The following is a 21,765-nucleotide window of genomic DNA, read 5'->3' as shown; positions in this document are numbered from 1 at the left end:
TCCTATTTGAGATCAATAATGAAGGTATTTCCCTGTGAGGCTTCGATGGTTTGGATTAATCTTAGTTTCGCTAATTCAGGATTATTTTCTAGCATTTTAGCGGTATTTGCTAAGCTTCTTAAGGTTGCCGTTTCCCCGCGTGCTTTCTCTAATAAGGATAGGGCCTCTTTTTTTGCCTTAATGACTTCTGAATAAACTTTCTTTAATTCAGCTGACAACATAATGTCCTTTACATCCACTGATTGGATAGAGAAGCCGATTAAAGAGTTGTCTTCTACTAGTAAATTTCTAACTGTCTCGTTTATTTTTTTGCGATTTGCCAATAGCTCATCCATTTCTATCGAGGATATGACTTCTCGCAGTTTAAATTGAATGTTCATATATAGATGTTCTTGGTAATCTTGATAGTGTGAAATAAGTGCTTGGGGATCTAGAATCTGATATTTTACTGCTAAACTAATTTTGACGCTAATATTGTCTGAGGTTAATAATTCTTGTCCGTTCAATTGGAGAATGGCAGGTCTCATATCAAATATTTCTAAACGGGTAGATGAAGTGAAGTAGGTATACTTTCCTGGGCCTAGTATTTCTTTAAACTTTCCATGGTGATATTTCACTCCACGTTCAAATTGATAAATAGTGATCGATCTAATAAGCTTTTTAACTATAAATAATATTAATGAGAAAATTAAGATAATTAAACTTACAGTCATAATAATATCTAACATTCCATCACCTTCCCTTAAGATATATTTTTTGAATCCACCCAGAGTATTGAATGGACAATGGAGGTCTTACCTGCAAAATTGGCCATAACATTTATATACTGTGAGTGGATTCATAAGTGGGAATTGAACCCGAAATGAACTGGCTCCCAGAGGACACCAGTTTCCACCAAAGGAGAATGCGGATAGGCAACATCCTTTAAAGATTTTAAATGATGGCTTAACACTTCTCCAATCCTAATTATATCAGATGTGAAGGAAGCATGGGGACGGTTCTTATGATTCCGTTTTGGAAGTAAGAGAACCGTCCCCATGCTTCCATTAGTAGAGAGGTTATACTATAGTAGTTATTGAGATAAATAGGAAGAAGGTAGCGCGAATGAAAAGAAGAAAATGGTGGGTTGTTGCGGCGATTCTGTGGATGGCAGTTATATTTACGTTTACGCAAGTTCCCTATTCTACTGGAGAAAATACTTCTGATGGAATTCAAAAACTATTGGTGTTTTTACATATAAACGGATTGGACCATGCTGCAGTAGATCAGCTAAACTTTCTCGTGAGGAAACTCACTCATATTACGGTTTTCGGCTTCCTCGCATTCTTATTGTTTAAGTCTCTTGAAGCCTACCGTTTCGCTTATATTTTTTCATGGATTCTAACGGTTGTTTATGCTATGACTGATGAATATCATCAATCCTTTATGCCAGGCAGGACGGCTTCCATAAAAGACGTCTTTTTATTTGATGGTGTCGGTGCCTTTCTGGTTCTGCTGTTGACTTATTTTATCGTAAGGATAAATAAAAGGAGGAGAACTGGTGCAAGTGTAGAGTAATCCTATTAAAGCAGAATCCATAAAAAAAATCATTTTCCCCGTTCGAAGGGGGAAGACCCTTATTGACAAAAATAGAAATTTAATGGGATTTTTAGCATTTTAAATAATATAATGGTACAATTTATTTTGTTTGCCATATTATCTGGTGTTTTGTTTTGACACCTTGATGATTCAAACGGCCAATGTGTCTTTAGGAAAATAGGGTCTGTCTATATTTACATGAAGTCTCTAAAATAGGTATGATACAATAGACATAATTTACCTATATATTTTTTATACTAACGTTATTACTTATAACTAATGTGTTCATGCATCGGAAGCATGAGAACCGTCCCCATGCTTCCAACAACAAATATTACTAGTGGAGATGTATTGAAATGAAAATTACGATTGCAGGAACGGGCTATGTGGGATTATCTAATGCCATTTTACTGGCCCAGCATAATGAAGTGATTGCTCTTGATATTATCCAAGAAAAAGTGGATATGATTAATAATAAAAGGTCGCCTATTTTAGATAAAGAGATTGAGGAATATTTAGCAACAAAGGAGCTTAATTTAACGGCTACCACGGATAATTATGTAGCGTTCAAAGACGCGGAGTATGTCATTATCTCAACGCCGACAAACTATGATCCGGAATTGAACTATTTTAATACAAGATCAGTTGAAGCTGTCATTGCCAATGTCTTATCCATTAATCCAGACGCTGTCATGGTGATTAAGTCCACCGTACCTGTAGGTTATACAGAGAAGGTAAGAGAGAAGTTTGAAACGAATAATATTATCTTCTCACCTGAGTTTTTAAGAGAAGGAAAAGCCCTTTACGATAACCTGTATCCTTCAAGAATTATTGTTGGGGAACAATCCGAAAGAGCGAAGATGTTTGCTGATTTATTAGTAGAAGGTGCTTTGAAAGAAAGTATTGATGTATTGTTTACGAATTCAACGGAAGCAGAAGCGATTAAGCTTTTTGCTAACACCTACCTTGCGATGAGGGTTGCATTCTTCAATGAGCTCGATTCCTATGCGGAGGTAAGAGGACTAGATTCGAAACAAATTATCGATGGAGTCGGACTGGATCCACGTATCGGTACTCATTATAATAATCCATCCTTTGGATATGGAGGATACTGCCTGCCGAAAGATACCAAGCAGTTGCTGGCCAACTACTCAGACGTTCCTAATAATATTATGACTGCCATTGTGGATGCGAATAGAACAAGAAAAGACCACATTGCAGATATGATTATTAAACGGAATCCTAAGGTGGTCGGTATTTATCGACTTACCATGAAAATGGATTCAGATAACTTTAGACAGTCTGCGATCCAAGGTGTGATGAAGCGTATAAAAGCGAAGGGAATTGAAGTCGTCGTGTACGAGCCAGCCCTTCATGAAGAGAAATTCTTTAATTCTAGAGTCATTAATGATTTTGAAGAATTTAAAAAGATTTCAGATGTCATTGTGGCCAATCGTTTATCCGATGAATTGAAGGATGTTAAGGATAAAGTGTATACCAGAGATTTGTTTAGCCGGGATTAAAATATCACGATGGACACTTATCATGGACTTTTGATAAAAGGCATAAAAATATAGTCAACTTCTTTTAGAGCCATTTCCACCTGTGGTGGGAATGGCTTCTTTTTAATTATAGACAGATACCGGTTAAACCCACATATTTGTGGGTTTTTGTCTATTGTTTTTTTCAGGCATTGGTAAATGATAACTTATGATCAATATAGATTTTTCAGGTAAGTTTTTATAGTATGATAGAATCAGGTTTGTGTAATCGATTCCAACTTACTGCAAACTAATTCCATATGGGAAAAATTAGGTGGTTCTATGAAGTCTCTTTTTCGTCTTATCTGTTTAATTCTAGTTATCATACTGACCGCGTGTGATGGTCACCAGTTAAAATCCGTAACAGCCAAGAAACAGAAGGTACAACTGGAGTTTTTGTCACCAAAATTTGAAACAGAGAGAGTTTTTAACGAACTCATTCATGAATTTGAAAAACAACACCCCTCGATTGACATCAAACAAGAAGTCGTACCTGAAGGAATGACGGTATTAAAAACAAGAATTGCGAGAGGGGATATCCCGGATATTTTTATTACCTATCCCATTGAACAAGATTATCTGATTAGAGCGGAAAAAGGGTATTTATTAGATTTGACCCATGAAGACTTCATTCAGAATATTAATCCAACCATTCAAAATCGTTATCTAGTAAACGGAAAAATGTATGGGGTGGCGTTAACGCAGAATGCAGTAGGTGTACTCTATAATAAAGATCAATTTCGGGAATATCATCTGTCGATTCCTAAAACATGGGATGAGTTTATTGCGGTGATGGAAAAATTGAAGGCTGCTGGAAAAATACCTTTGATCATGCCCAATAAAGATGCTAACAAAACTAGTATTTTTAATTTAAACCTAGTCGCTAATGAAATAAACAATACCTATTGGGAACAACATTCGTTTTCTTTATCGAAAGATCAAGTATGGAGGGAAATATCAGATAAGACTCTCAAAGCCCTTTCATATGTACAGCCCAATTCCTTTCAAGAGGATTATTTTACTGTAAACCGAAAATTTGCAAATGGAGAAGGTACGATGTATGTGATGGGCACATGGGCATTATCAGAAATAGAAAAATATAATCCTTCCTTTCAGTATGGGATTTTTCCGTTTCCAGCGACCAATCAACCTGAAAAAAACAAAGTTTTGGGCGGGGTCGACATAGGACTTGCGATCTCTTCGGATACCAAACATCCAAAGGAAGCAAAGGAGTTTTTAGCTTTTTTGACAAAAAAAGAGGTGGCCCAAAGGCTATCAGATTATGAGGGCTCCATTAGCACAGTTAAGGGCGTCACGGTGAATAAAGAACAATTGCGAATGCTGAATCAAAAAATTCTAGAGGGTAAGACAGTGAATTGGCCGAACCATTATTGGTCAGGAGGCACCGCAGCAGAATCTGACTTCCGGAAGTACTCGGCACAATTTTATTATGATAAGAATATCGATTCCTTTCTTATCAACCTCGAAAACATGTTTAATCAATATAAGGATTTAAAATAGAAAATAGGTGTCTGCATGCTAGGATTTCAACAAAAAATGATTATCGCCTTTTTACTATTTATTTTACTGCCTATCATCATATTAGGATTTGTATCTTATAAAATATCATCGGCTGCATTGCAGGAAAAAATCAGCAGTCAAACAGTTCAAACATTAAAGGCTGTTGACCGCAATGTTATGGCTTCTGTATCCGAGGTAGATGCATTCTCGGATTATGTCATTTCATCGGGAGAGATTCAATCGTATTTAAGTACCAACGATCAGACTTCTATGATTGATTTTTATACCAAGCAGCAGGCCGTTGCCGGAATGATGTTGGGGAACTCACAAATAGCCGATTTTATTTTATATAGGGAAAGCGGGGGCGCGACCCATTTACGGGATACTCAGATCCCAACCTATCAGGAATTTAGATCAAGCTCTTTTTACCGGCAAATCCTTAAGGAAAAGGGGGGAGCTGTGTGGCTGACGCCTTCTGAACATCAGCCGTTTACTCAGGATAACAGGTTTTCCTTTACATTAGGCAGGGTGGTAAAGGATATTAATACGCTAAATAACTTAGGTTATGTCATTCTAGATGTCAACATGAACCTGTTTGATTCCATTTTTAAAGATGTTCAAGAAGGTTCCGCCTCTGGGATGTTAGTCAATCAAAATGGCACCATCGTCTATTCATTGAATCGAAATTTGATGGGTAAGCCATTTGCCATTGATCACTTTTCAGATATTCAATCCAATAAAAGCGGCTATCTGATTGATAAGTGGAAAGGGAAGAAAAGCTTAATTACGTATATGCCTTCCAGTTTCCACACGGGAACGGGTTCCTCTTCTCTTATGATGATTTCGATTAAACCATGGAAGGATATTTCTAACGACATTACTCATATTCGAAATATGACTCTATTAATTGTTGGTGTAGCGTTGATCATCGCAGGTCTTTTTAATATGTTCTATTTGAAACGAATCTCCCTTTTCATTCAGGAGCTATTAAAATATATGAAACTTGCAGAAAAAGGGACGTTGAGCATCCGGATCAGACGCTATAAAATCAAAGAATTAGAGAAAATAGCCATGGGGTTCAATAACATGATTACCCGTATCCAACAGTTGTTAAGGGAAGTGGAAACGGAACAGGAACGGAAGCGGGAAGCACAATTCAAGGTGCTGCAACAGCAAATCAATCCTCACTTTTTATATAATACCCTTGAATCGATCAATGCGCTTGCTTCCTTAAATGGTCAAAAGGATATTAGTAAAATGACGATTAATCTAGGCAAATTATTGCGTATCAGTATCAATGGTGGTTATGAAGTGATGGTCAAAGATGAGATACGCCATGTGATGAGTTATTTAGAGATACAAAAAATCCGTTATGATAATCGTTTTTCTTATGAAGTAGAGGTTGAAAAGGCATTGGAATACCAGCCTGTTTTAAAACTGATCCTTCAACCCTTAGTTGAGAATATTTTAATCCATGCCTTTGATCCAACCCACACAGGGCGTATCAAAATTAGCGGGAGGGTTACCAACGGTCGTGGCCAATTTTGGATTGAGGATAACGGCAAGGGGATGGATCAACAAGTATTGATGAATTTAAATCATACCGAAAAACCGGAACGTGGCGGACATGGCATCCGTAACGTTCAGGAACGGCTGGAACTCTATTACGGCAAAAACTATGGATTAATGATTTGTGCAAGTGAAAACAACGGTACGACGATTAGAATATCATTTCCAATTCAAGGTGATAAACATGGTGTATAAAGTACTAATAGCTGATGATGAGCCACTGATTTTAAAGAATCTTACCCAAATCATTGATTGGTCAGCACTGAATTGTATGGTTGCCGGTACCGCACAAAATGGGCATGAAGCATTAGAGGTTTTAAAAAAGGAACGGATCGACCTTGTCTTGACGGACATCTCCATGCCTGGGATGACGGGTATTGATTTATTAAAACAGATTCAGCAGATCCCGTATAAGCCTATTACCCTGTTAATCAGTGGCTATGATGATTTCGAATATGCGAGGGAAGGGATAAAAAATAATGCCCTCGATTATATTCTGAAACCAATCGATTATGATGAATTACAAGAATGCATCGAACGTGCCATCGCCAAACTGAATCAGCAAAAACAAAATGAATATGAATATGAAAAGTTCCTAATCTATGAATTGATAACAACGGAAAAAACAGACCCTGAAGTGCCCGAAAAAGAGCAGTCCTATATCGCAATCGCTTTGAAATCCTTTGAAAAAAACCTGGAGACGATCGTTCAACAAATACAGAAGAAGCCCTATGTGTATAGGATGTCAGAGGAAGAGGTCATTATTGTGGTCACACGGCCTGATGTTTCGTTAAAAGAATATGCTGTTGACTTAGCTCAGCAAATCCTCCACAAGATGTCCCAAAAATGTATTGTTTCTATTGGAGAACCAGTCAATTGTCTATTGGACGTTAAAAAGTCTGTTAACCATGCGAGGGAGCTGCTTAAGTTTGATGCTTTTACCAAACATGCGATTATTACTGACGAACTGATTAAACAGGAGTATAAACCGAAGCAAACGGCCGCAGACTTAATGGATGATGCGATCGCCTATATTAAAAGTCATTTTGAACAGGATTTAGGGATTGAGCAAGTCGCCGAACGAGTGGGCTTAAGTGTCAGTTATTTTAGCAACCTTTTTAAGCAAAGAACAGGAGTGACTTTTCTTGAGTATCTGACCAATGTACGGGTGGATTATGCATGCCTGTTATTGGAGAACCTGGAATTAAAGACGTATGAGATCGCGGAGAAGGTGGGCTATACCGATCAACGGTATTTCAGTCAGGTTTTTAAAAAGAAAATGAATCAAACACCAAGTGAATATCGAAAAATGTTCAAATAACCTCTCAAACGTTTGAGAGGCCTTTTTTTGTTGGAATAGTAAAAATTTAAACATTCATAAGATGATTACCGCATTTTGAAAGCGGTTCATTTGATTTAATCTAAATACATGGAAACGCTTTATAGTGAAAACAAGACAGAGGGGGAAAATTAGGTGAAAAAGTTTTTAGCACTTAGTATGGCTGTTGTTTTATTACTAGGAATTCTAAGCGCTTGCGGCAGTAAGGAAAGTTCTTCAAGCGGTGACGGTGGGGTGGTCAAATTAACCCTATGGCATCCAAAGGGAGACACATCCGACGCCTATAAAGAAATTATTAAAGAATTCAATCAGAAGTATAAAGGGAAAATCCAAGCGGACATTACTTTTATCCCAAGGGGTAATAAATACGCCTACGAAGATAAGGTTTCGGCTGCCGCAACAAGTAACACACTTCCAGATTTAGTGGCGATGGATGGCCCGAATGTTGCCAACTATGCAGACTCTGGCATTATTCAGCCAATTGACGGTTTAGTTGAAAATCAAGATGATTTCGTCAAGTCGATTATTACTCAAGGTACTTATAATGGAAAGCTATATACGGTTGGTGCAACCGAGTCAACTGTTGCCTTATTTTATAACAAAAAAATGTTAGCGGATGCGGGCATCCAGCCTCCTGCCAAGCTGGAAGATGCATGGACATGGGATCAATTCTATGATGCTGCTAAAAAGTTAACAGATAAAAAGAAGGGTATTTATGGTGTAAACTGGACACTTGATTATGGTGAATGGATCATCTACTTCTCAGGCCCAGCGGTTTGGAGTAATGGCGGAAGCTTTATCGCAAAAGACGGTTCAAAAGCGGAAGGTTATGTGAATGGACCAAAAACAGTGGAAGCATTGAAATATCTCCAAAAGTTTACGAAAGAAGGTCTAGTCAACTTACAGCCTAAACCAACTGAATTTGAAGAAGGCAAGGCGGCAATGATGTTAATGGGCTCTTGGGAATGGAGAAAGCTACAAGATTATCCGAAAACCGAATGGGGCATCACTTATTATCCAAAGAGCAATAATGGCGAACAAGTATCACCATCCGGTGACTGGAACTGGGGTATTTCAAAGGATACCAAGCATAAGAAAGAAGCTGCCACTCTTCTAAACTTCATGTTGAATAAGGACAATGTGATAAAATTGGCTAAGGCAGATAATAAGCCTGCGGCACGTATGTCTTCCTTTGAAGAAATGACAGAATGGAACGAAGCGCCGCTTAACATCTTAAAAGATCAAGTCTTAAATACAGCTCATCCAAGACCTGTAACGACTGCCTACCCTGTATTATCAACTAAATACGGTCAGGCTGTCCAAAACATCTTCTTGGGCGGAAATGTAAAGGATGAGCTAGATAAGGTAGCGACAGAAGTGGACAAGGAAATTGCACGAAAAAAATAAAAACTAGATAAAAGGCAATCACTTGATTGCCTTTTTTCCTAATACAAGGTGGTGTGAAAAATGGAAACAATCGTTAGAAAAGGGGAAAATCCGGTCAAGTACAAACGTGAAAGCCATATGACTTACAAGCGCCAGCAAAAAGTGCTGGGGGTGTTGTTTTCTCTTCCAGCCTTAGCCTTATTGTTTACATTTTTGATCTTGCCAGTAATCTTGGCATTTGTGTATAGCTTTATGAACTACAATATGTTAAATCCCGATGAAAAAGTGTTTACGGGCTTAGACAATTATATAAGACTTTTTCAAGATAAAATCTTTTTCACCGCATTAAAAAATACGTTATACTTTACGGTTCTTGTTGTTCCACTGCAATGTGGGGTTGCTCTTTTCTTAGCCATTCTGGTTAATAAGAAGGTGAAGGTGGCTTCTCTCGGACGGGTATTTTTCTTTAGCCCAGTCGTCACTTCCATGGTGGTTGTTGCGATTTTATGGACCTTCTTATACAACGTGGATAACGGACTCATCAATCATACCTTGAATTTTTTCGGGATCAAAAACCAGCCGTTTTTGTTAAGCCCGAACCAAGCAATGAACTCCATTATCTTTATGTCGATCTGGCAGGCTGCCGGATTCCAAATGATGATTTTCCTTGCGGGATTAAAAGATGTGCCAGAGGAATTATACGAAGCGGCAGAAATCGATGGGGCCAATGTATGGCAGAAATTTAGAAATGTCACCTTGCCATCGATTCAGCATGTGACTGGATTCGTGCTGATTATTACCACCATCCAAGCGTTTCGTTTATTCATCCAGCCGTATGTGATGACCAACGGTGGTCCTAGTGATTCGACTAAAACGTTAGTTTTCATGCTTTATGAAAATGGCTTTCAGTTCCGCGATGTTGGATATTCGTCTGCGATTGCGGTCGTGTTTTTCCTAGTGGTGCTTGTTGCATCTATGATTCTAAAAAAAATACTAAAACAATAAAGGGGTGGATATGTGATGACAAACCGTACAAAAAAACGATTGGGAAAAATGGGGATTACGATCAGTATTATCGTGCTTGGGTTGTTGTTTATCTCCCCGCTCCTTTGGATGATTATTGCATCGATTAAGCCTGAAACATTAATTTTTAAAGATATGGGATTTGAAGCATTTCTCCCTAAACAAACGACTTTTGATAACTATTCAAAAATCTTATTCTCGGACAATATTAATTTCTTTCACTATATGGGAAATAGTTTATTTACGGTTGGCATGATTGTCCTATTTGGTACCATTGTTAACTCCATCTGCGCTTATGCACTTGTAAAATTAAAGTTCCCAGGCAGTGATTATGTTTTACTTATTATCATTGCTTTATATGTGGTGCCATTTGAGAGTGTATTGATTCCTCTTTATATTGTTGTCAATAAATTAGGGTGGATTAATCAATATCCGGCACTGATTGTTCCGTTTATCGCGAGCGCCTTTAATATCTTCCTATTTAGACAGTTTTTCATGGGCTTTCCTAAGGAATTGGAGGAAGCGGCCCAAATCGATGGGGCGACACCTTGGCAAACCTTTATCAAAATTGTTGTTCCGAATTCGAAACCTGTGTTTGCCACAGCCGCTATTTTAACCTTTGTAACCCATTGGAGTGACTTCATGTGGCCGCTTATTGTGGCAACTGACCAATCGATTCAAACGGTCCAAATTGGAATTCAGTATCTGTTTACGGATAATAACATCCAATATGGACAAATCATGGCTGCCCTTACATTAACAACCATTCCTGTCATTTTGATTTTCTTATTTTTCCAACGTTATTATGTTCAGGGAATCACTTCTAGTGGGGTGAAAGGATGATGACGGTGGAAAACGGAATGTGCGAAATTGTATCTTTAGGAGAATTATTAATTGATTTGATCCCCCATAACGACTATACATCCGAAGCCCCTTCCTATGAAGCGAAGGTAGGGGGAGCCCCGGTGAATGTATTGTCCGGCTTAGCTAAGTGGGGCCACAGTACAGCGTATATCTCAAAGGTAGGAAACGATGCTTTTGGAGCTTATCTGAAGAAACAAGTCAAAGGTGCAAATATCCATATCGATTCTGTGTTGACTGAAGCTGTGGCCCCTACCACCGTTGCGATTGTATCTTTGGATGAAAATAAGAACCGAACCTTCGATTTTATTCGAAATCCAGGAGCAGACCAGCTGTTAACCAAGGATGAAGTGAATGGGAGCTTGATTCGTGAGGCTAAGGTGTTTCACTTCGGTTCGCTTTCATTGACTCATAATCCGTCGAGAGAAGCTACCTTAGAAGCGCTGAGAGTAGCAAAAGAAAACCAAAAAATCATCAGCTATGATCCGAATTATCGTCCATTATTATGGGAAAACCAAGCTGAGGCAAAAAGGTGGATGGTGGAAGGGTTAAAGTGGGCAGATATCGTCAAGATTTCGGATGAAGAAGTACAATTCATTACCAATGAAGAAGATACCTTGATGGCTTCTCAAGTGCTTGCCGAAACCCACCATATTCCTTTGTTATTCATGACAAAGGGAAAAGAAGGAGCGTTGGCTGTTTGTAATGGACACGTCCTTGAAGAAGAGGGACTTACAATAAAGCCTGTGGATACGACAGGGGCTGGGGATTGTTTTATGGCCTCGGTGCTGCATCAGTTTTTAGTTAAGAATAAGCCCATCCGTGAATTAACGAAACAGGACTTAAGGGATACCTTGCAGTTTGCCAACCGAGTAGCTTCCCATTCTACAACCATAAAGGGCGGTTTTAGTGTCGTACCTACTTTGGATGAATTAGATAAAATAATTAGAGGTGTTCAACATGTATAATGAGCAATATCGTCCTCAGCTTCACTTTAGTCCAAAAGAAAACTGGATGAATGACCCGAATGGCTTGGTGTATTACAAGGGTGAGTACCATCTCTTTTATCAATATCATCCTTACAGTATGGTATGGGGGCCCATGCATTGGGGCCATGCCGTAAGTAAAGATCTATTGCATTGGGAGGAACTGCCGATTGCCCTCTATCCAGATGAGTTAGGGCAGATTTTTTCAGGAAGTGCTGTCGTTGACGCGCAGAACACAAGCGGCTTAAAGACGTCGGATGAAGATGTGATGGTGGCCATTTTTACGCACCACGGGGAGGACAATGAAAAGCAAAGTATTGCCTATTCCAATGATTGCGGCAGAACATGGGTTAAATATGAAGGGAATCCGGTTATTCCAAACCCGGGGCAAAAGGATTTCCGCGATCCGAAGGTCTTCTGGCATGAGGAGTCAGGAAAATGGGTGATGTCGCTTGCTAGCGGTGATTGCATTCGATTTTATGGGTCACCCAATCTGATTGATTGGGAGCTTCTATCGGCATTTGGAAGTGAATACGGTGCCCATGGGGGAGTATGGGAGTGCCCGGACTTGATTCAGTTGTCGGTTGAAGGGGAGGACCAAAAGAAATGGGTTCTGATTGTCAGTATTAATCCAGGCGGGCCGAATGGTGGTTCTGTCGTCCAATATTTTGTTGGAGAATTCGATGGTTTGGAGTTTGTTTGTGATGATTCAGCGGATGTCGTGAAGTGGGCAGATTTTGGCCGTGATTTTTATGCAGCTGTTACTTGGAGTAATCTTCCTGAACCTACCTGGATTGGGTGGATGAGTAATTGGCAATATGCCAATCAGGTTCCTTCCGAGCCATTTAGAAGTGCGATGTCGATACCGAGGAAGTTAGGGCTGAGCAGGATTAATGGGGAGTTTACCTTGTTACAGACTCCTATTGATCTTTCTTCGTTATATAAGGAAGTGGTTGTATCTAATGAAACGATCGCTCTAAAGTCTAGTGAAACTTATCGAGTGAAATTGGATCACCGCCAATTATTTGCCCAAGCAAATGTCATGGATAGTACGGCTTCCGAGTTTTTGATTAGTTTTAGAGGAGAGCAGGAACGGCTGGAGATTGTTTTTGATCGAAAGAGAAAAGAAGTTCGGATTGACCGCAAGGAGAGTGGTCAGGTATCATTTTCTGAGCATTTTGCTAGCATGGACCGGATGCCGTTGGCAGAGTTCAGTGATTTTACATTGATTCTCGATAAAACCTCCATTGAGCTGTTTGTCAATCAGGGCAGTAATGTAATGACAGAGTTATTCTTTCCACTGGCGTCCGAATTCACTTTAGAGTTCAGAGCTTTGGATGGGGAATTGGTTTTAGAAAATGTCGAGTTACGTCATCTTGAATCTACTTGGAAATAAGAAAGGGTGTTTACCATGAATCCTTGGGAAGGAAAGACCTCTGTATTCTTGAAAACTGTGACGAACATCGTCATTCTCAATTTCTTATGGGTGATCTGTTCGATGCCTGTATTGACGATTGGGCCTTCAACTGCCGCAATGTATGGCGTCATTAGAAAGTGGCATGTGTATAAGGATGAAAGCGTCATTCGGAGTTTTATCCATGAATATCGGTTATTTTTTAAACAAGGGTTTATGGTGGGAACTTTATGGATTTTCTTTGGGCTGCTGCTTTTGTTGGATGTTTACTTTTTCTTGCAAGTTCCAAGTATCGTGAAAGTGGTGCTCATAGGTGTCACTGGGGTCGCTCTTATTGTGTATCTGCTGATTAGTGCTTTGTTGTTTCCCATTATGGTGCATGATCAAACAAAGGGGCTGAAATTGATTAAACAGGCGTTTACGTTCGCTGTTATTGATGGGAAGAATGCCTTGGCGATTATCCTGATGTGGATTGGAGCGGGGATGATTCTCTTTTATGCCCCGTTAACGATTTTCGTCGTTGTGGTTCCTGTTTCGATGGTAACGTTCCGGTTTTCGATGATCGCCTTTGATAGGGTGGGAAGACTGCCGAAAATACAATTGCAAAAGCACAGGGACGGTTCTCATGCTTCGGAAGCATGAGAACCGTCCCTTTGTTTCTGAAATCGGTCATTTCATTAGCTCATTTTATCCAATAAAATGGGCTAATTCTGTATTTACTTTATAGCGTTCTTCCCAGAAGAGTCCGTGACCGCTGTTTTGAAATGGTACAAGCTTCGAGTTTTTGATTCCTTGTCTTTGTGCTTCGGCTAAAGGAAACCGGCAAACTTGATCATGAACACCATGAAGAATGAGTGTTGGGACGTTAATTTTTCCTAAATCATAAAAAAGTTTTTCCTCGTTCAACCAGGTGTTTGCAATAGCTGCGGTTGACCAGCTTGCTGCCTGTAGTCCCAGTTGGAAAAACCAATCGGAGAAGGCTTGCGTGACATGTTGGAAGAGAAACATGTCTCCAAATCCACGCAGCATGTTTGGCCGGTCATTGTAGGTTCCTTTAATAATGGTTAGTACTTCTTCCTTTTTAAGACCGTAAGGGAAATAGGAACGCTCGATTAAACTTGGAGCGGCAGCGGCAATCAGAGCAAGCTTGGAAACACCATAGCCCCCGTGGCGGGCCATATATCTGATGGCAATGGCTCCTCCGGTTGAGTGACCTGCCAAAGTGATATTTTGTAAGTGCAGTGCCTCGATGACAGCCCGAAGATCATCTGCCAACCGGTCATAGTCATATCCACCCCAAGGTTTATCCGATTTCCCAAATCCTCTCTGATCCCATCCAATACAACGATACCCCATCTGCGGAAGATGATTGAACTGGTATTCAAACATCTGATGGTTGGCGGGCCACCCATGAAGAAACAAGATGGTCTTGTCGCTTCCTGGATTCACGTCTTCTACATAAATGGACACGCCTGCATCCACTTGAACATAGTATCCCATAATAACCCCCCATCATTTGAGTATTCCTTAGAACTATATTCCTAAATATGAAGTTAATGAACAAAAATTGAAGCATGGGGAAGCATGGGGACGGTTCTCATGCCCATGATAGAAGCACGAGAACCGTCCCCATGCTTCTTAAGTTTTAATTAAGGTTGGGGGTGCATAATGCAGACATGGACTTGAAGAACATATTTAAAATTTGAAAGGAGTCCTTCCGATGGAAAAGAAGAAATTTACCTCTTGGGGAGTTAGCTTTGCCAGTCTTGCTCTTTTTGCAGGAATGATGTCATACATGGGATTTACAAAAAAAGATCCAACAAGCAATACAACGACCGTTGCTCAATCACAGGTTACACCTCAGAGTTCAACACAGCAATCAGAGAGCAATAGTAACCAGGATTCATCCGTAACCTATGAGGTTCCGAGCCAATCTACTGACACTAACCAATCTCAACAATCTAGTGATCAATCTGTTTCAGAAGACAGTTCGTTTCCGAGTCAACATGGAGGTTTTGACACAACTACTGGGGGAACCTGATTCGTTCTGTGAATCAGCTAACATGGAAACTTAAATCACTACAGGAGGAATCGGTTCATGTATAAGTATAATTTCAATTCAATGAGCACAATCGTGCAACTATCAATAAATAAAGAACTGTTTGCAAATGATCTTATGCCAGTATATAAATTATTTGCATCAGTAGAAGACACCTGCAGCCGGTTTAAAGATGACAGTGAGTTATCTCGATTAAATCAACAAGTTGGAAAAGAAGTTGAAGTTTCCGACCAACTGTTTAGTATTCTAAAGGACGCACTGAGATTTTATGAAGAAACCAATGGAGTTTTTAATCCTGGGATTTTATCTGCGATTGAAAACAGCGGCTATACCAGATCTATTGAGTTTATAAAAGGGCGGGAAGTGGCAGCCACTTCCCTTTTAGCCCCAGAGGTTACAACGATTCTGCCTTATCAATTAAATGAGGAGAAACAGACGGTTATCTTACACACTCGTATTGATTTAGGCGGGGTCGCTAAGGGCTGGGTGATTGACCGTACAGCTGAGCTATTATCATCCTATGGATTTGGTTTTATCAACGTCGGTGGAGATATTCGAGTTTTGGGGAAATTGCCGAGGCCTTTAAATATTGGCATTGAAGATCCATTCGAGCCGACCAATATGCTTTCTTCCATCCAGGTTTCTGATGGAGCAGTAGCCACTTCCACTTCGATGAAGAGAAGGTGGACAGTGGAAGGAAAAAATAAGCATCACCTGATTGATGCCAGATCTGGTGAACCATCTGCGAGCACGATTGTATCTGCAACGGTTACGGCACCCACTGCGTTAGAAGCGGATGTATTAGCAAAGGTCACTCTTTTATTGGGAGAAGAGGCTGGAAAATCCTTGATATTAAGTAAGGACAATAAAGCAGTTATCATTAACAAGACAAAAGAAATTTGGAGAGGCGGTGAATAGTATGGAATCTCTTGAATGGTACGCCATCCGGGCAACCGGGGTGGTCGCATATCTTTTATTATATATGGCAGTTCTAACTGGACTGTACTCTGCAGTACAGAAGAAAAGGAAAAAGAAAGTTAATCATCTCCTTCATTTTCATGAAGTATTATCAGACTGGTCATTAATTATGACTGCCGGTCACTTAGGAATTTTATTAATTGATGTCTATATGAAATTTAGTTGGTCTGATATAGTCATCCCATTTAGCGGCAGCTATGAGACGATTTCGATGGGATTAGGATCGATTGCTACTTATTTCTTAATTTTAACAATTGTCACATCAAAATTCCGGAAAAAAATTGGTTACCAAAGATGGCGGAAATTGCATGCTCTAAACCCTATTTTGTATATCTTAGTGACTGTACACGGGTTGATGAGCGGTACGGATTTCCAAGGGACCATTTTGGCTGTTGTTAATGTCGTACCAGTTATTCTTATGTTTGGAATGTGGCCTTCTGATAAGAAGAAACTTAGAGAAGGAAATGCTGCAGTTTAAAAATGGTTTGGAGTTTTCTCCAAGCCATTTTTTTATGCCTTTTTTGATGGTGGCACCAAACAATTTGTTTAAACCCTTCATAATAATAAATACTAATAATTGGAGAAAACAAGTTTGAAAGGGGGGGAGACATATGCTACACACAGTTATTTCCTACTTTAGGATGGCGCTTCCCTTGATCTACATTACTGCCACATGGAAGTTCGCTGATTGGAGAAATTGGAAGAAATATTATCCAAGCATTCTCTTCATCGTAAGTGTGGACTTTTTCATTTCTGTGCTTATGTACGAATACCCATTATGGACTTTTCGAGGATCATTGATGGTACCCAACCATACGATCGCTGATTTTATAATTGCATTTATAACCTTCCCTAATCTAACCTTACTTTACCTATCAATGTTTCCATACAAATTGCATTGGTTTAAGCAGTTCGTTTATATAGCTGTCTGGGTGATTATTGAGGTGATGCTGGAATCTCTTTTCATGTTTGCAAAACTTATATCCTATCATCACGGGTGGGGTTTTGGATGGTCCTGTATCGTATGGATCTTTCTGTTTATTGGTTTACGTCTCCATCAAACGAGACCCCTTTGGGCATGGGTACTCTGCTTTGTTTGTACTGCTTTTTTAATACTATATTTTCACATTCCGGTTACAACATTTAGATAGTGAAGCATGGGGACGGTTCTCGTGCTTACGCGCCCATGAATGGAAGCAAGAGAACCGTCCCCTTGCTTCAGACGGGTGCATAAAGTAAAAGCTCATAGATTTTTTCTTCTGCTTCTAGTAGGTTTGTAATGCGGTTGTCTGTTTGGATATGACGGTTATAGGGTTTGTCCATCAATAGGATCGGGAGACCGAATTTTTGGAATAACTCAAAGGTGTCGGGTTTGTCATCGATCAGTAGATCAAAACGAACGCGGTACTTTTGTTGTCCAAAGAAGAGGTTGCTTTTGGGAATCATGGGGAGGTGTTCTGCCACCCAAGCCCTTTTGTCATCACAGGGATTAGAGTGGTTATTATCATCCGGAACAAAATAAGGCTCATCCCCAAATATTACATCGCTGTAGGCATGCCCCGATGGCGGGTCACTGATGATAATAATATCAAAGCCTCGATCGGTTAGTCTTTGCATTACTTCCACTACATATGGGGCGGGTTCTATGTATCGAAATAGACCCGGTTTTTTAAATAAGTCATAGACCTTTGGCCCAATATAAGGCGGAACGACTTTTGTTAAATCCCACTCGGTAATATCTTCTATGGTCAATGATAATCCAAAGGTATCATTCAAAACTTCCGCATAGCGCTGATTAAATTGATTGCAAACATCATCCAGGTCGAACGCAATCGTTGCAACATAATCCGTATGAAAAATTTCATTCTGCTGCTGTAAAAACTTTTGATTCGAAAACATCATCCGCAATACTCCTTAATTCTCACTAAATATCAATTATACCTTCCGATATCTGGCCAGGCAATGGAATGTTGGAATCATGGGGACGGTTCTCATGCTTCAATTCGCTTGGGTATGAATACTTATCATATATTTGGAATGGGTAAGTTTAGTTAAAATGCTAGACATGAATTTTTGTTCTTCAGGCTAAAATTGTTACACAAAAACCTTCCAGATCAATGACCCTATCAGGAAGGTTTTTTAATAAACTCTAATAATGTTGAGTGCTTCTTTTATTGCCTCTTTGTATTACAGCTTCCTTTTTTAAACCTGTTAATAATGAGTAGCACATGGCTAGCATGATTATGGCAAATGGAAGTGCGGCTGCGATGGAAGCAGTCTGCAATACGTCCAAACCGCCGGCTATCAACAAAACCGCAGATAAAGCAGATTGGATGATTCCCCATGTCATTTTTATTTTGTTAGAGGGATTAAACGTTCCGCCTTCACTTAGCATTCCTAATACAAAGGTCGCAGTATCGGCAACAGTTATATAATAAATAGCTACCACGGCAAAACCTAAAATGCTTAACAAGGTGCTAAATGGAAGGTGATCGAAGAATATAAATATAGACAAGTTTATATTTTCGGCGATATGTTTTGCCAAATCACGGTTTCCAGGATTTTGAACAAGGTCAAGTGCTGAACCGCCAAACACGGACATCCAAAGACAGGTTCCAAGTGTGGGAACAATCAATACACCAACCACAAACTCCTTTATGGTCCTCCCTCTTGAAACCCGGGCAATGAACATGCCGACGAATGGCGCCCAGGCAATCCACCAAGCCCAGTAAAACAAGGTCCAGGAAGCAATCCATTTCTCACCCTTTCCAAAAGGGCTTAACCGTAAACTCATTTGTAAAAAGTCACTTAGATAAAGTCCCGTTGTATTGAAAAACACTTTAATAACTGTTAACGCTGGACCGACAATCAGAATCAGTACGATGAGTGCCACCGAAAAGATGATTGCAGCGTTGGATAAGTACTTTATTCCTCTTTCTAAGCCCGTATTAAGGGAAATAATAAAAAGGACTGTTGCAACTAAAATAACAATTAGCTGGATAAATAACGTATTTGGGATGCCGAATATATCATGCATACCTGCAGTAACCTGCATGGCCCCAAGCCCCAAAGAGGTTGCAATACCAAAGACTGTTGCAAAGATGGACAGGATATCGATCGTTTTGCCAATCGGTCCGTAAATCCTGTCGCCCAAAATGGGATGGAACGCTGAACTGATCGCTGCAGGAAGCCGTTTATTATATTGAAAAAAAGCAAGGGCTAACCCTATGACAGTGTAGATTGCCCATGGGTGCAGGCCCCAATGGAAAAATGTATATTTCATTGCGGTGTTGGCTGCATCAATGGTATAAGCTTTTCCGTACGGAGGGGCTGTATAATGGGTTACTGGTTCGGCGACACTCCAGTACACAATCCCGACACCCATACCAGCACCAAACAGCATTGCCAGCCAGGACGCGGTAGAGAAATCTGGCCTGTCCGTACTTCTGCCGAGTCGGATATTTCCGTACTTTGAGAACAACAAGTAGACAGAAAAGATGACGAAGAATAGAGTCGTACCAAGATAAACCCAACCAAGGTAATCAATGGAGCCATTATAAACGGCGTTGGTGACTTTGGTAAGATTACTTGTAAAAAAAACTCCCCAGATAATAAAAATAAGGGTCAGCAATAGAGAGATAATAAAAACACTATTTTCTTTAAACTTATCCATGGAAACCTCCTGGCACTTGAAGAGTACATAACAATATAGATTTAGCGCTGTCAGTTATTAAAGGGATTGTATTGAAATTCCCATTTATCCGTATCCATCAACTCTTCATGCGGCACCTCTATACCGCCTCCAAGATAAATAGTTTGCCCCTTGATCGCAACCACCATAGCTTCGATTAACACATCATTATCCTTCTTTTTATAAATGTCCCCCAACTGCGTGGATATCTCGCCGTATGGATGAATAATTTGCGAGCCAGCGTCATCAAAGTTTTCTTCCATATTTACCATGTCTTTATAATCGATAGGATGACTGTCAGGAGCACGGCCAGGTACCATCAGTAAATATTCGGAATGTTTGATCCCATCCAAATCGCTTGTAATGACCCCTTTGTTATCAACCTTTTCAACCACTTCAATTTCATTTAAGGAATAGTGGTCCAGGGTATCGGGGGCCGGATTGTTAATGAAAATCAAATCTCCCGCTACAGGTTTTTGATTATTCCTAAGCGTATAAACCTTATGATTATAAATAAAGCTGTCATTTTCCCTTGGTATGTATTTTTCCACACTCGCTGCATTTGTTATATGCTGTGTTAAATCCCTCAGCCTTATAAGATGAACGGATAGCTTATACATTGGTTTTACTCCATATATCTTGTGTAACTCATTGTTATAGTAAACCAACTGTCCTTTTCTTACTTGATACAGTTTCACAACTAAATCTCCCTTCAATCATAGATGGAGTCAAATTCATAACAACTGGGATTTGGATGCATCGCTTTCTTCTTTAGGATGCCTTTTTTCTAGAAAAACATGAAGTTTGAATTAAAGCTATGTTTCGTGTATGGAGGATAGAGGATGATAAATAATAGGATGATCTTTATCTGAAGAAAGTAATTCTAAAATAAATCGAGGAGAACCTTGCAACATAAGGAACAGGGGAAGTGCTCCCAATATTAATGCAGGAAGCCCGCCGGATTGGAGAGAAGAAAATAATATGTTCCTTCTCTGTCCTTTTAGTTGTTCCGGCAGAGCCACATAGGAGACAATGGATGTTAAATACTAACGTTTACGGCAGGAACTGACAACAAAAATGGCTATGTTAAAGCTTATAATAACTCATTATTCGCCTGTATGAAGAATTGCGATTGTTCATAATTATAGGTGACTTTTGAAAAGTCAAAGGGTTGTCCATTGGTTAAATGGAAAATGGTTTCGACCGTGAGCTTAGGTGCCCCTTCTTTTAATCCTAAATACGCCGCTTCTTCCTGATTTAACTTATCTACATGAAGGTACATATCGGAAAAACCGACCTTTAAGCCAAGGGCTTCCTTAATGTAATGAAATATGGATTCAGACACAATTTCGTTATTTAAATAGGTAATGATCGATTTATTATAAAAGGATTCTTCTAAGCATAAAGTTTGTCCGTTAACATACCGAACTCTTTTTATAAAATAAACATCGTCATGAAGTCCAATGTTTAAATTATCCGCCGCTTCTTGTGTCGGCTTTCTTACGTCCATTTCAATTACTTTTGAAGTTACATGAAAATCCTTAAGATCCTTTTTAAATCCTTGATTAGAAAGCAGGCTGACATATCCTCTTCTTTTATGCCTTCTAACAAAAATTCCACTGCCTCTGACTTGAAACACTACTCCTTTTTTCTCTAACAGATCTAAAGATTTCGTAATTGTACTTTTACTCACATTAAATTGAGCCATTAATGTTTCCAATACAGGCAGTTTATCTCCTTGTTGAAGCTCATTCTCCTCAATGTGTTTTTCTATTTCTAGGGCGATTTGCTGGTACTTTAGCATAGTCATTCCTCATTA

Annotated in this window: 21 protein-coding genes; 15 read left to right on the top strand and 6 right to left on the bottom strand. The window is 39.5% G+C overall.

The window, feature by feature from the left end:
* Positions 1 to 2: 2 nt before the first annotated feature.
* A complete protein-coding gene (locus tag CVD27_RS12310) occupies positions 3 to 728 on the bottom strand; it encodes a slipin family protein (RefSeq protein WP_101648206.1) in 726 nt (241 codons plus the stop codon).
* Between the two features lie 376 nt (positions 729 to 1,104).
* On the opposite strand from CVD27_RS12310, the gene CVD27_RS12300 reads away from it, so the two are divergent.
* The 11 genes from CVD27_RS12300 to CVD27_RS12250 all read left to right on the top strand — a co-directional run bounded on the left by CVD27_RS12300 (position 1,105) and on the right by CVD27_RS12250 (position 13,860).
* On the top strand, positions 1,105 to 1,557 hold the full coding sequence (locus CVD27_RS12300; RefSeq protein WP_101648204.1) for a VanZ family protein: 453 nt from the start codon (positions 1,105 to 1,107) through the stop codon (positions 1,555 to 1,557).
* Between the two features lie 377 nt (positions 1,558 to 1,934).
* Positions 1,935 to 3,101 carry a nucleotide sugar dehydrogenase gene (locus CVD27_RS12295; RefSeq protein WP_101648203.1) on the top strand — a complete coding sequence of 389 codons (1,167 nt, stop codon included), beginning with the start codon at positions 1,935 to 1,937 and terminating at the stop codon, positions 3,099 to 3,101.
* Positions 3,102 to 3,401: 300 nt separating this feature from the next.
* Complete coding sequence (locus CVD27_RS12290; protein WP_101648202.1) at positions 3,402 to 4,640, top strand: ABC transporter substrate-binding protein; 1,239 nt, start codon at positions 3,402 to 3,404, stop codon at positions 4,638 to 4,640.
* Between the two features lie 15 nt (positions 4,641 to 4,655).
* Complete coding sequence (locus CVD27_RS12285) at positions 4,656 to 6,404, top strand: cache domain-containing sensor histidine kinase (protein ID WP_101648201.1); 1,749 nt, start codon at positions 4,656 to 4,658, stop codon at positions 6,402 to 6,404.
* The gene (locus CVD27_RS12280) at positions 6,394 to 7,530 is read left to right on the top strand and encodes a response regulator transcription factor (protein ID WP_101648200.1); all 1,137 of its coding nucleotides are present in this window, start codon (positions 6,394 to 6,396) and stop codon (positions 7,528 to 7,530) included. The genes CVD27_RS12285 and CVD27_RS12280 overlap by 11 nt, the downstream gene beginning before the upstream one ends.
* A 153-nt stretch (positions 7,531 to 7,683) precedes the next feature.
* Positions 7,684 to 8,955 (top strand): ABC transporter substrate-binding protein, encoded by a 1,272-nt coding sequence (locus CVD27_RS12275; protein ID WP_101648199.1) that lies wholly within the window; start codon positions 7,684 to 7,686, stop codon positions 8,953 to 8,955.
* A 60-nt stretch (positions 8,956 to 9,015) separates the two neighbouring features.
* The gene (locus tag CVD27_RS12270; protein WP_257984346.1) at positions 9,016 to 9,939 is read left to right on the top strand and encodes a carbohydrate ABC transporter permease; all 924 of its coding nucleotides are present in this window, start codon (positions 9,016 to 9,018) and stop codon (positions 9,937 to 9,939) included.
* A 15-nt stretch (positions 9,940 to 9,954) separates the two neighbouring features.
* Positions 9,955 to 10,800, top strand: a complete 846-nt coding sequence (locus CVD27_RS12265) for a carbohydrate ABC transporter permease (protein ID WP_101648198.1) — start codon at positions 9,955 to 9,957, stop codon at positions 10,798 to 10,800.
* Positions 10,797 to 11,786 carry a carbohydrate kinase family protein gene (locus CVD27_RS12260; RefSeq protein WP_101648197.1) on the top strand — a complete coding sequence of 330 codons (990 nt, stop codon included), beginning with the start codon at positions 10,797 to 10,799 and terminating at the stop codon, positions 11,784 to 11,786. Before CVD27_RS12265 ends, CVD27_RS12260 begins: the two co-directional genes overlap by 4 nt.
* A complete protein-coding gene (locus CVD27_RS12255) occupies positions 11,779 to 13,200 on the top strand; it encodes a glycoside hydrolase family 32 protein (protein ID WP_101648196.1) in 1,422 nt (473 codons plus the stop codon). The genes CVD27_RS12260 and CVD27_RS12255 overlap by 8 nt, the downstream gene beginning before the upstream one ends.
* A 15-nt stretch (positions 13,201 to 13,215) precedes the next feature.
* Positions 13,216 to 13,860: a YesL family protein gene (locus CVD27_RS12250; protein WP_101648195.1), complete on the top strand. Its 645-nt coding sequence runs from the start codon at positions 13,216 to 13,218 to the stop codon at positions 13,858 to 13,860.
* Positions 13,861 to 13,905: 45 nt separating this feature from the next.
* On the opposite strand, the gene CVD27_RS12245 is transcribed toward CVD27_RS12250, so the two are convergent.
* The gene (locus CVD27_RS12245) at positions 13,906 to 14,718 is read right to left on the bottom strand and encodes an alpha/beta fold hydrolase (RefSeq protein ID WP_101648194.1); all 813 of its coding nucleotides are present in this window, start codon (positions 14,716 to 14,718) and stop codon (positions 13,906 to 13,908) included.
* A 220-nt stretch (positions 14,719 to 14,938) separates the two neighbouring features.
* On the opposite strand from CVD27_RS12245, the gene CVD27_RS12240 reads away from it, so the two are divergent.
* The 4 genes from CVD27_RS12240 to CVD27_RS29075 all read left to right on the top strand — a co-directional run bounded on the left by CVD27_RS12240 (position 14,939) and on the right by CVD27_RS29075 (position 17,406).
* Positions 14,939 to 15,259, top strand: a complete 321-nt coding sequence (locus CVD27_RS12240) for a hypothetical protein (protein ID WP_101648193.1) — start codon at positions 14,939 to 14,941, stop codon at positions 15,257 to 15,259.
* Positions 15,260 to 15,316: 57 nt separating this feature from the next.
* Positions 15,317 to 16,195 carry an FAD:protein FMN transferase gene (locus CVD27_RS12235; RefSeq protein WP_101648192.1) on the top strand — a complete coding sequence of 293 codons (879 nt, stop codon included), beginning with the start codon at positions 15,317 to 15,319 and terminating at the stop codon, positions 16,193 to 16,195.
* 1 nt (position 16,196) lies between these two features.
* Positions 16,197 to 16,733 (top strand): ferric reductase-like transmembrane domain-containing protein, encoded by a 537-nt coding sequence (locus tag CVD27_RS12230; RefSeq protein ID WP_101648191.1) that lies wholly within the window; start codon positions 16,197 to 16,199, stop codon positions 16,731 to 16,733.
* Between the two features lie 133 nt (positions 16,734 to 16,866).
* Complete coding sequence (locus CVD27_RS29075) at positions 16,867 to 17,406, top strand: CBO0543 family protein (protein WP_101648190.1); 540 nt, start codon at positions 16,867 to 16,869, stop codon at positions 17,404 to 17,406.
* A 67-nt stretch (positions 17,407 to 17,473) separates the two neighbouring features.
* Here the strand turns inward: CVD27_RS29075 and CVD27_RS12220 are convergent, their stop codons facing one another.
* The 4 genes from CVD27_RS12220 to CVD27_RS12205 form a co-directional block, all read right to left on the bottom strand.
* Positions 17,474 to 18,157: a 5' nucleotidase, NT5C type gene (locus CVD27_RS12220; RefSeq protein WP_101648189.1), complete on the bottom strand. Its 684-nt coding sequence runs from the start codon at positions 18,155 to 18,157 to the stop codon at positions 17,474 to 17,476.
* 247 nt (positions 18,158 to 18,404) lie between these two features.
* Entirely contained in the window at positions 18,405 to 19,928 is a 1,524-nt protein-coding gene (locus tag CVD27_RS12215) for a glycine betaine uptake BCCT transporter (protein ID WP_101648188.1), read from the bottom strand.
* 50 nt (positions 19,929 to 19,978) lie between these two features.
* Positions 19,979 to 20,644 carry a hypothetical protein gene (locus CVD27_RS12210; RefSeq protein ID WP_101648187.1) on the bottom strand — a complete coding sequence of 222 codons (666 nt, stop codon included), beginning with the start codon at positions 20,642 to 20,644 and terminating at the stop codon, positions 19,979 to 19,981.
* A gap of 395 nt (positions 20,645 to 21,039) precedes the next feature.
* Complete coding sequence (locus tag CVD27_RS12205; protein ID WP_101648186.1) at positions 21,040 to 21,750, bottom strand: GntR family transcriptional regulator; 711 nt, start codon at positions 21,748 to 21,750, stop codon at positions 21,040 to 21,042.
* Between the last annotated feature and the right edge of the window lie 15 nt (positions 21,751 to 21,765).

Source organism: Neobacillus cucumis (assembly GCF_002860255.1).
GTDB lineage: Bacteria > Bacillota > Bacilli > Bacillales > Cytobacillaceae > Neobacillus > Neobacillus cucumis_A.
Note: the sequence above shows the minus strand (reverse complement) of the source record. Positions and strands in the feature narration are given on the sequence as shown.

Coding starts and splice junctions, on each gene's coding strand:
- CVD27_RS12310 (WP_101648206.1), bottom strand. CDS start 728: ATGTTAGATATTATTATGACTGTAAGTTTAATTATCTTAATTTTCTCA.
- CVD27_RS12300 (WP_101648204.1), top strand. CDS start 1,105: ATGAAAAGAAGAAAATGGTGGGTTGTTGCGGCGATTCTGTGGATGGCA.
- CVD27_RS12295 (WP_101648203.1), top strand. CDS start 1,935: ATGAAAATTACGATTGCAGGAACGGGCTATGTGGGATTATCTAATGCC.
- CVD27_RS12290 (WP_101648202.1), top strand. CDS start 3,402: ATGAAGTCTCTTTTTCGTCTTATCTGTTTAATTCTAGTTATCATACTG.
- CVD27_RS12285 (WP_101648201.1), top strand. CDS start 4,656: ATGCTAGGATTTCAACAAAAAATGATTATCGCCTTTTTACTATTTATT.
- CVD27_RS12280 (WP_101648200.1), top strand. CDS start 6,394: ATGGTGTATAAAGTACTAATAGCTGATGATGAGCCACTGATTTTAAAG.
- CVD27_RS12270 (WP_257984346.1), top strand. CDS start 9,016: ATGGAAACAATCGTTAGAAAAGGGGAAAATCCGGTCAAGTACAAACGT.
- CVD27_RS12265 (WP_101648198.1), top strand. CDS start 9,955: ATGACAAACCGTACAAAAAAACGATTGGGAAAAATGGGGATTACGATC.
- CVD27_RS12260 (WP_101648197.1), top strand. CDS start 10,797: ATGATGACGGTGGAAAACGGAATGTGCGAAATTGTATCTTTAGGAGAA.
- CVD27_RS12255 (WP_101648196.1), top strand. CDS start 11,779: ATGTATAATGAGCAATATCGTCCTCAGCTTCACTTTAGTCCAAAAGAA.
- CVD27_RS12250 (WP_101648195.1), top strand. CDS start 13,216: ATGAATCCTTGGGAAGGAAAGACCTCTGTATTCTTGAAAACTGTGACG.
- CVD27_RS12245 (WP_101648194.1), bottom strand. CDS start 14,718: ATGGGATACTATGTTCAAGTGGATGCAGGCGTGTCCATTTATGTAGAA.
- CVD27_RS12240 (WP_101648193.1), top strand. CDS start 14,939: ATGGAAAAGAAGAAATTTACCTCTTGGGGAGTTAGCTTTGCCAGTCTT.
- CVD27_RS12235 (WP_101648192.1), top strand. CDS start 15,317: ATGTATAAGTATAATTTCAATTCAATGAGCACAATCGTGCAACTATCA.
- CVD27_RS12230 (WP_101648191.1), top strand. CDS start 16,197: ATGGAATCTCTTGAATGGTACGCCATCCGGGCAACCGGGGTGGTCGCA.
- CVD27_RS29075 (WP_101648190.1), top strand. CDS start 16,867: ATGCTACACACAGTTATTTCCTACTTTAGGATGGCGCTTCCCTTGATC.
- CVD27_RS12220 (WP_101648189.1), bottom strand. CDS start 18,157: ATGATGTTTTCGAATCAAAAGTTTTTACAGCAGCAGAATGAAATTTTT.
- CVD27_RS12215 (WP_101648188.1), bottom strand. CDS start 19,928: ATGGATAAGTTTAAAGAAAATAGTGTTTTTATTATCTCTCTATTGCTG.
- CVD27_RS12205 (WP_101648186.1), bottom strand. CDS start 21,750: ATGCTAAAGTACCAGCAAATCGCCCTAGAAATAGAAAAACACATTGAG.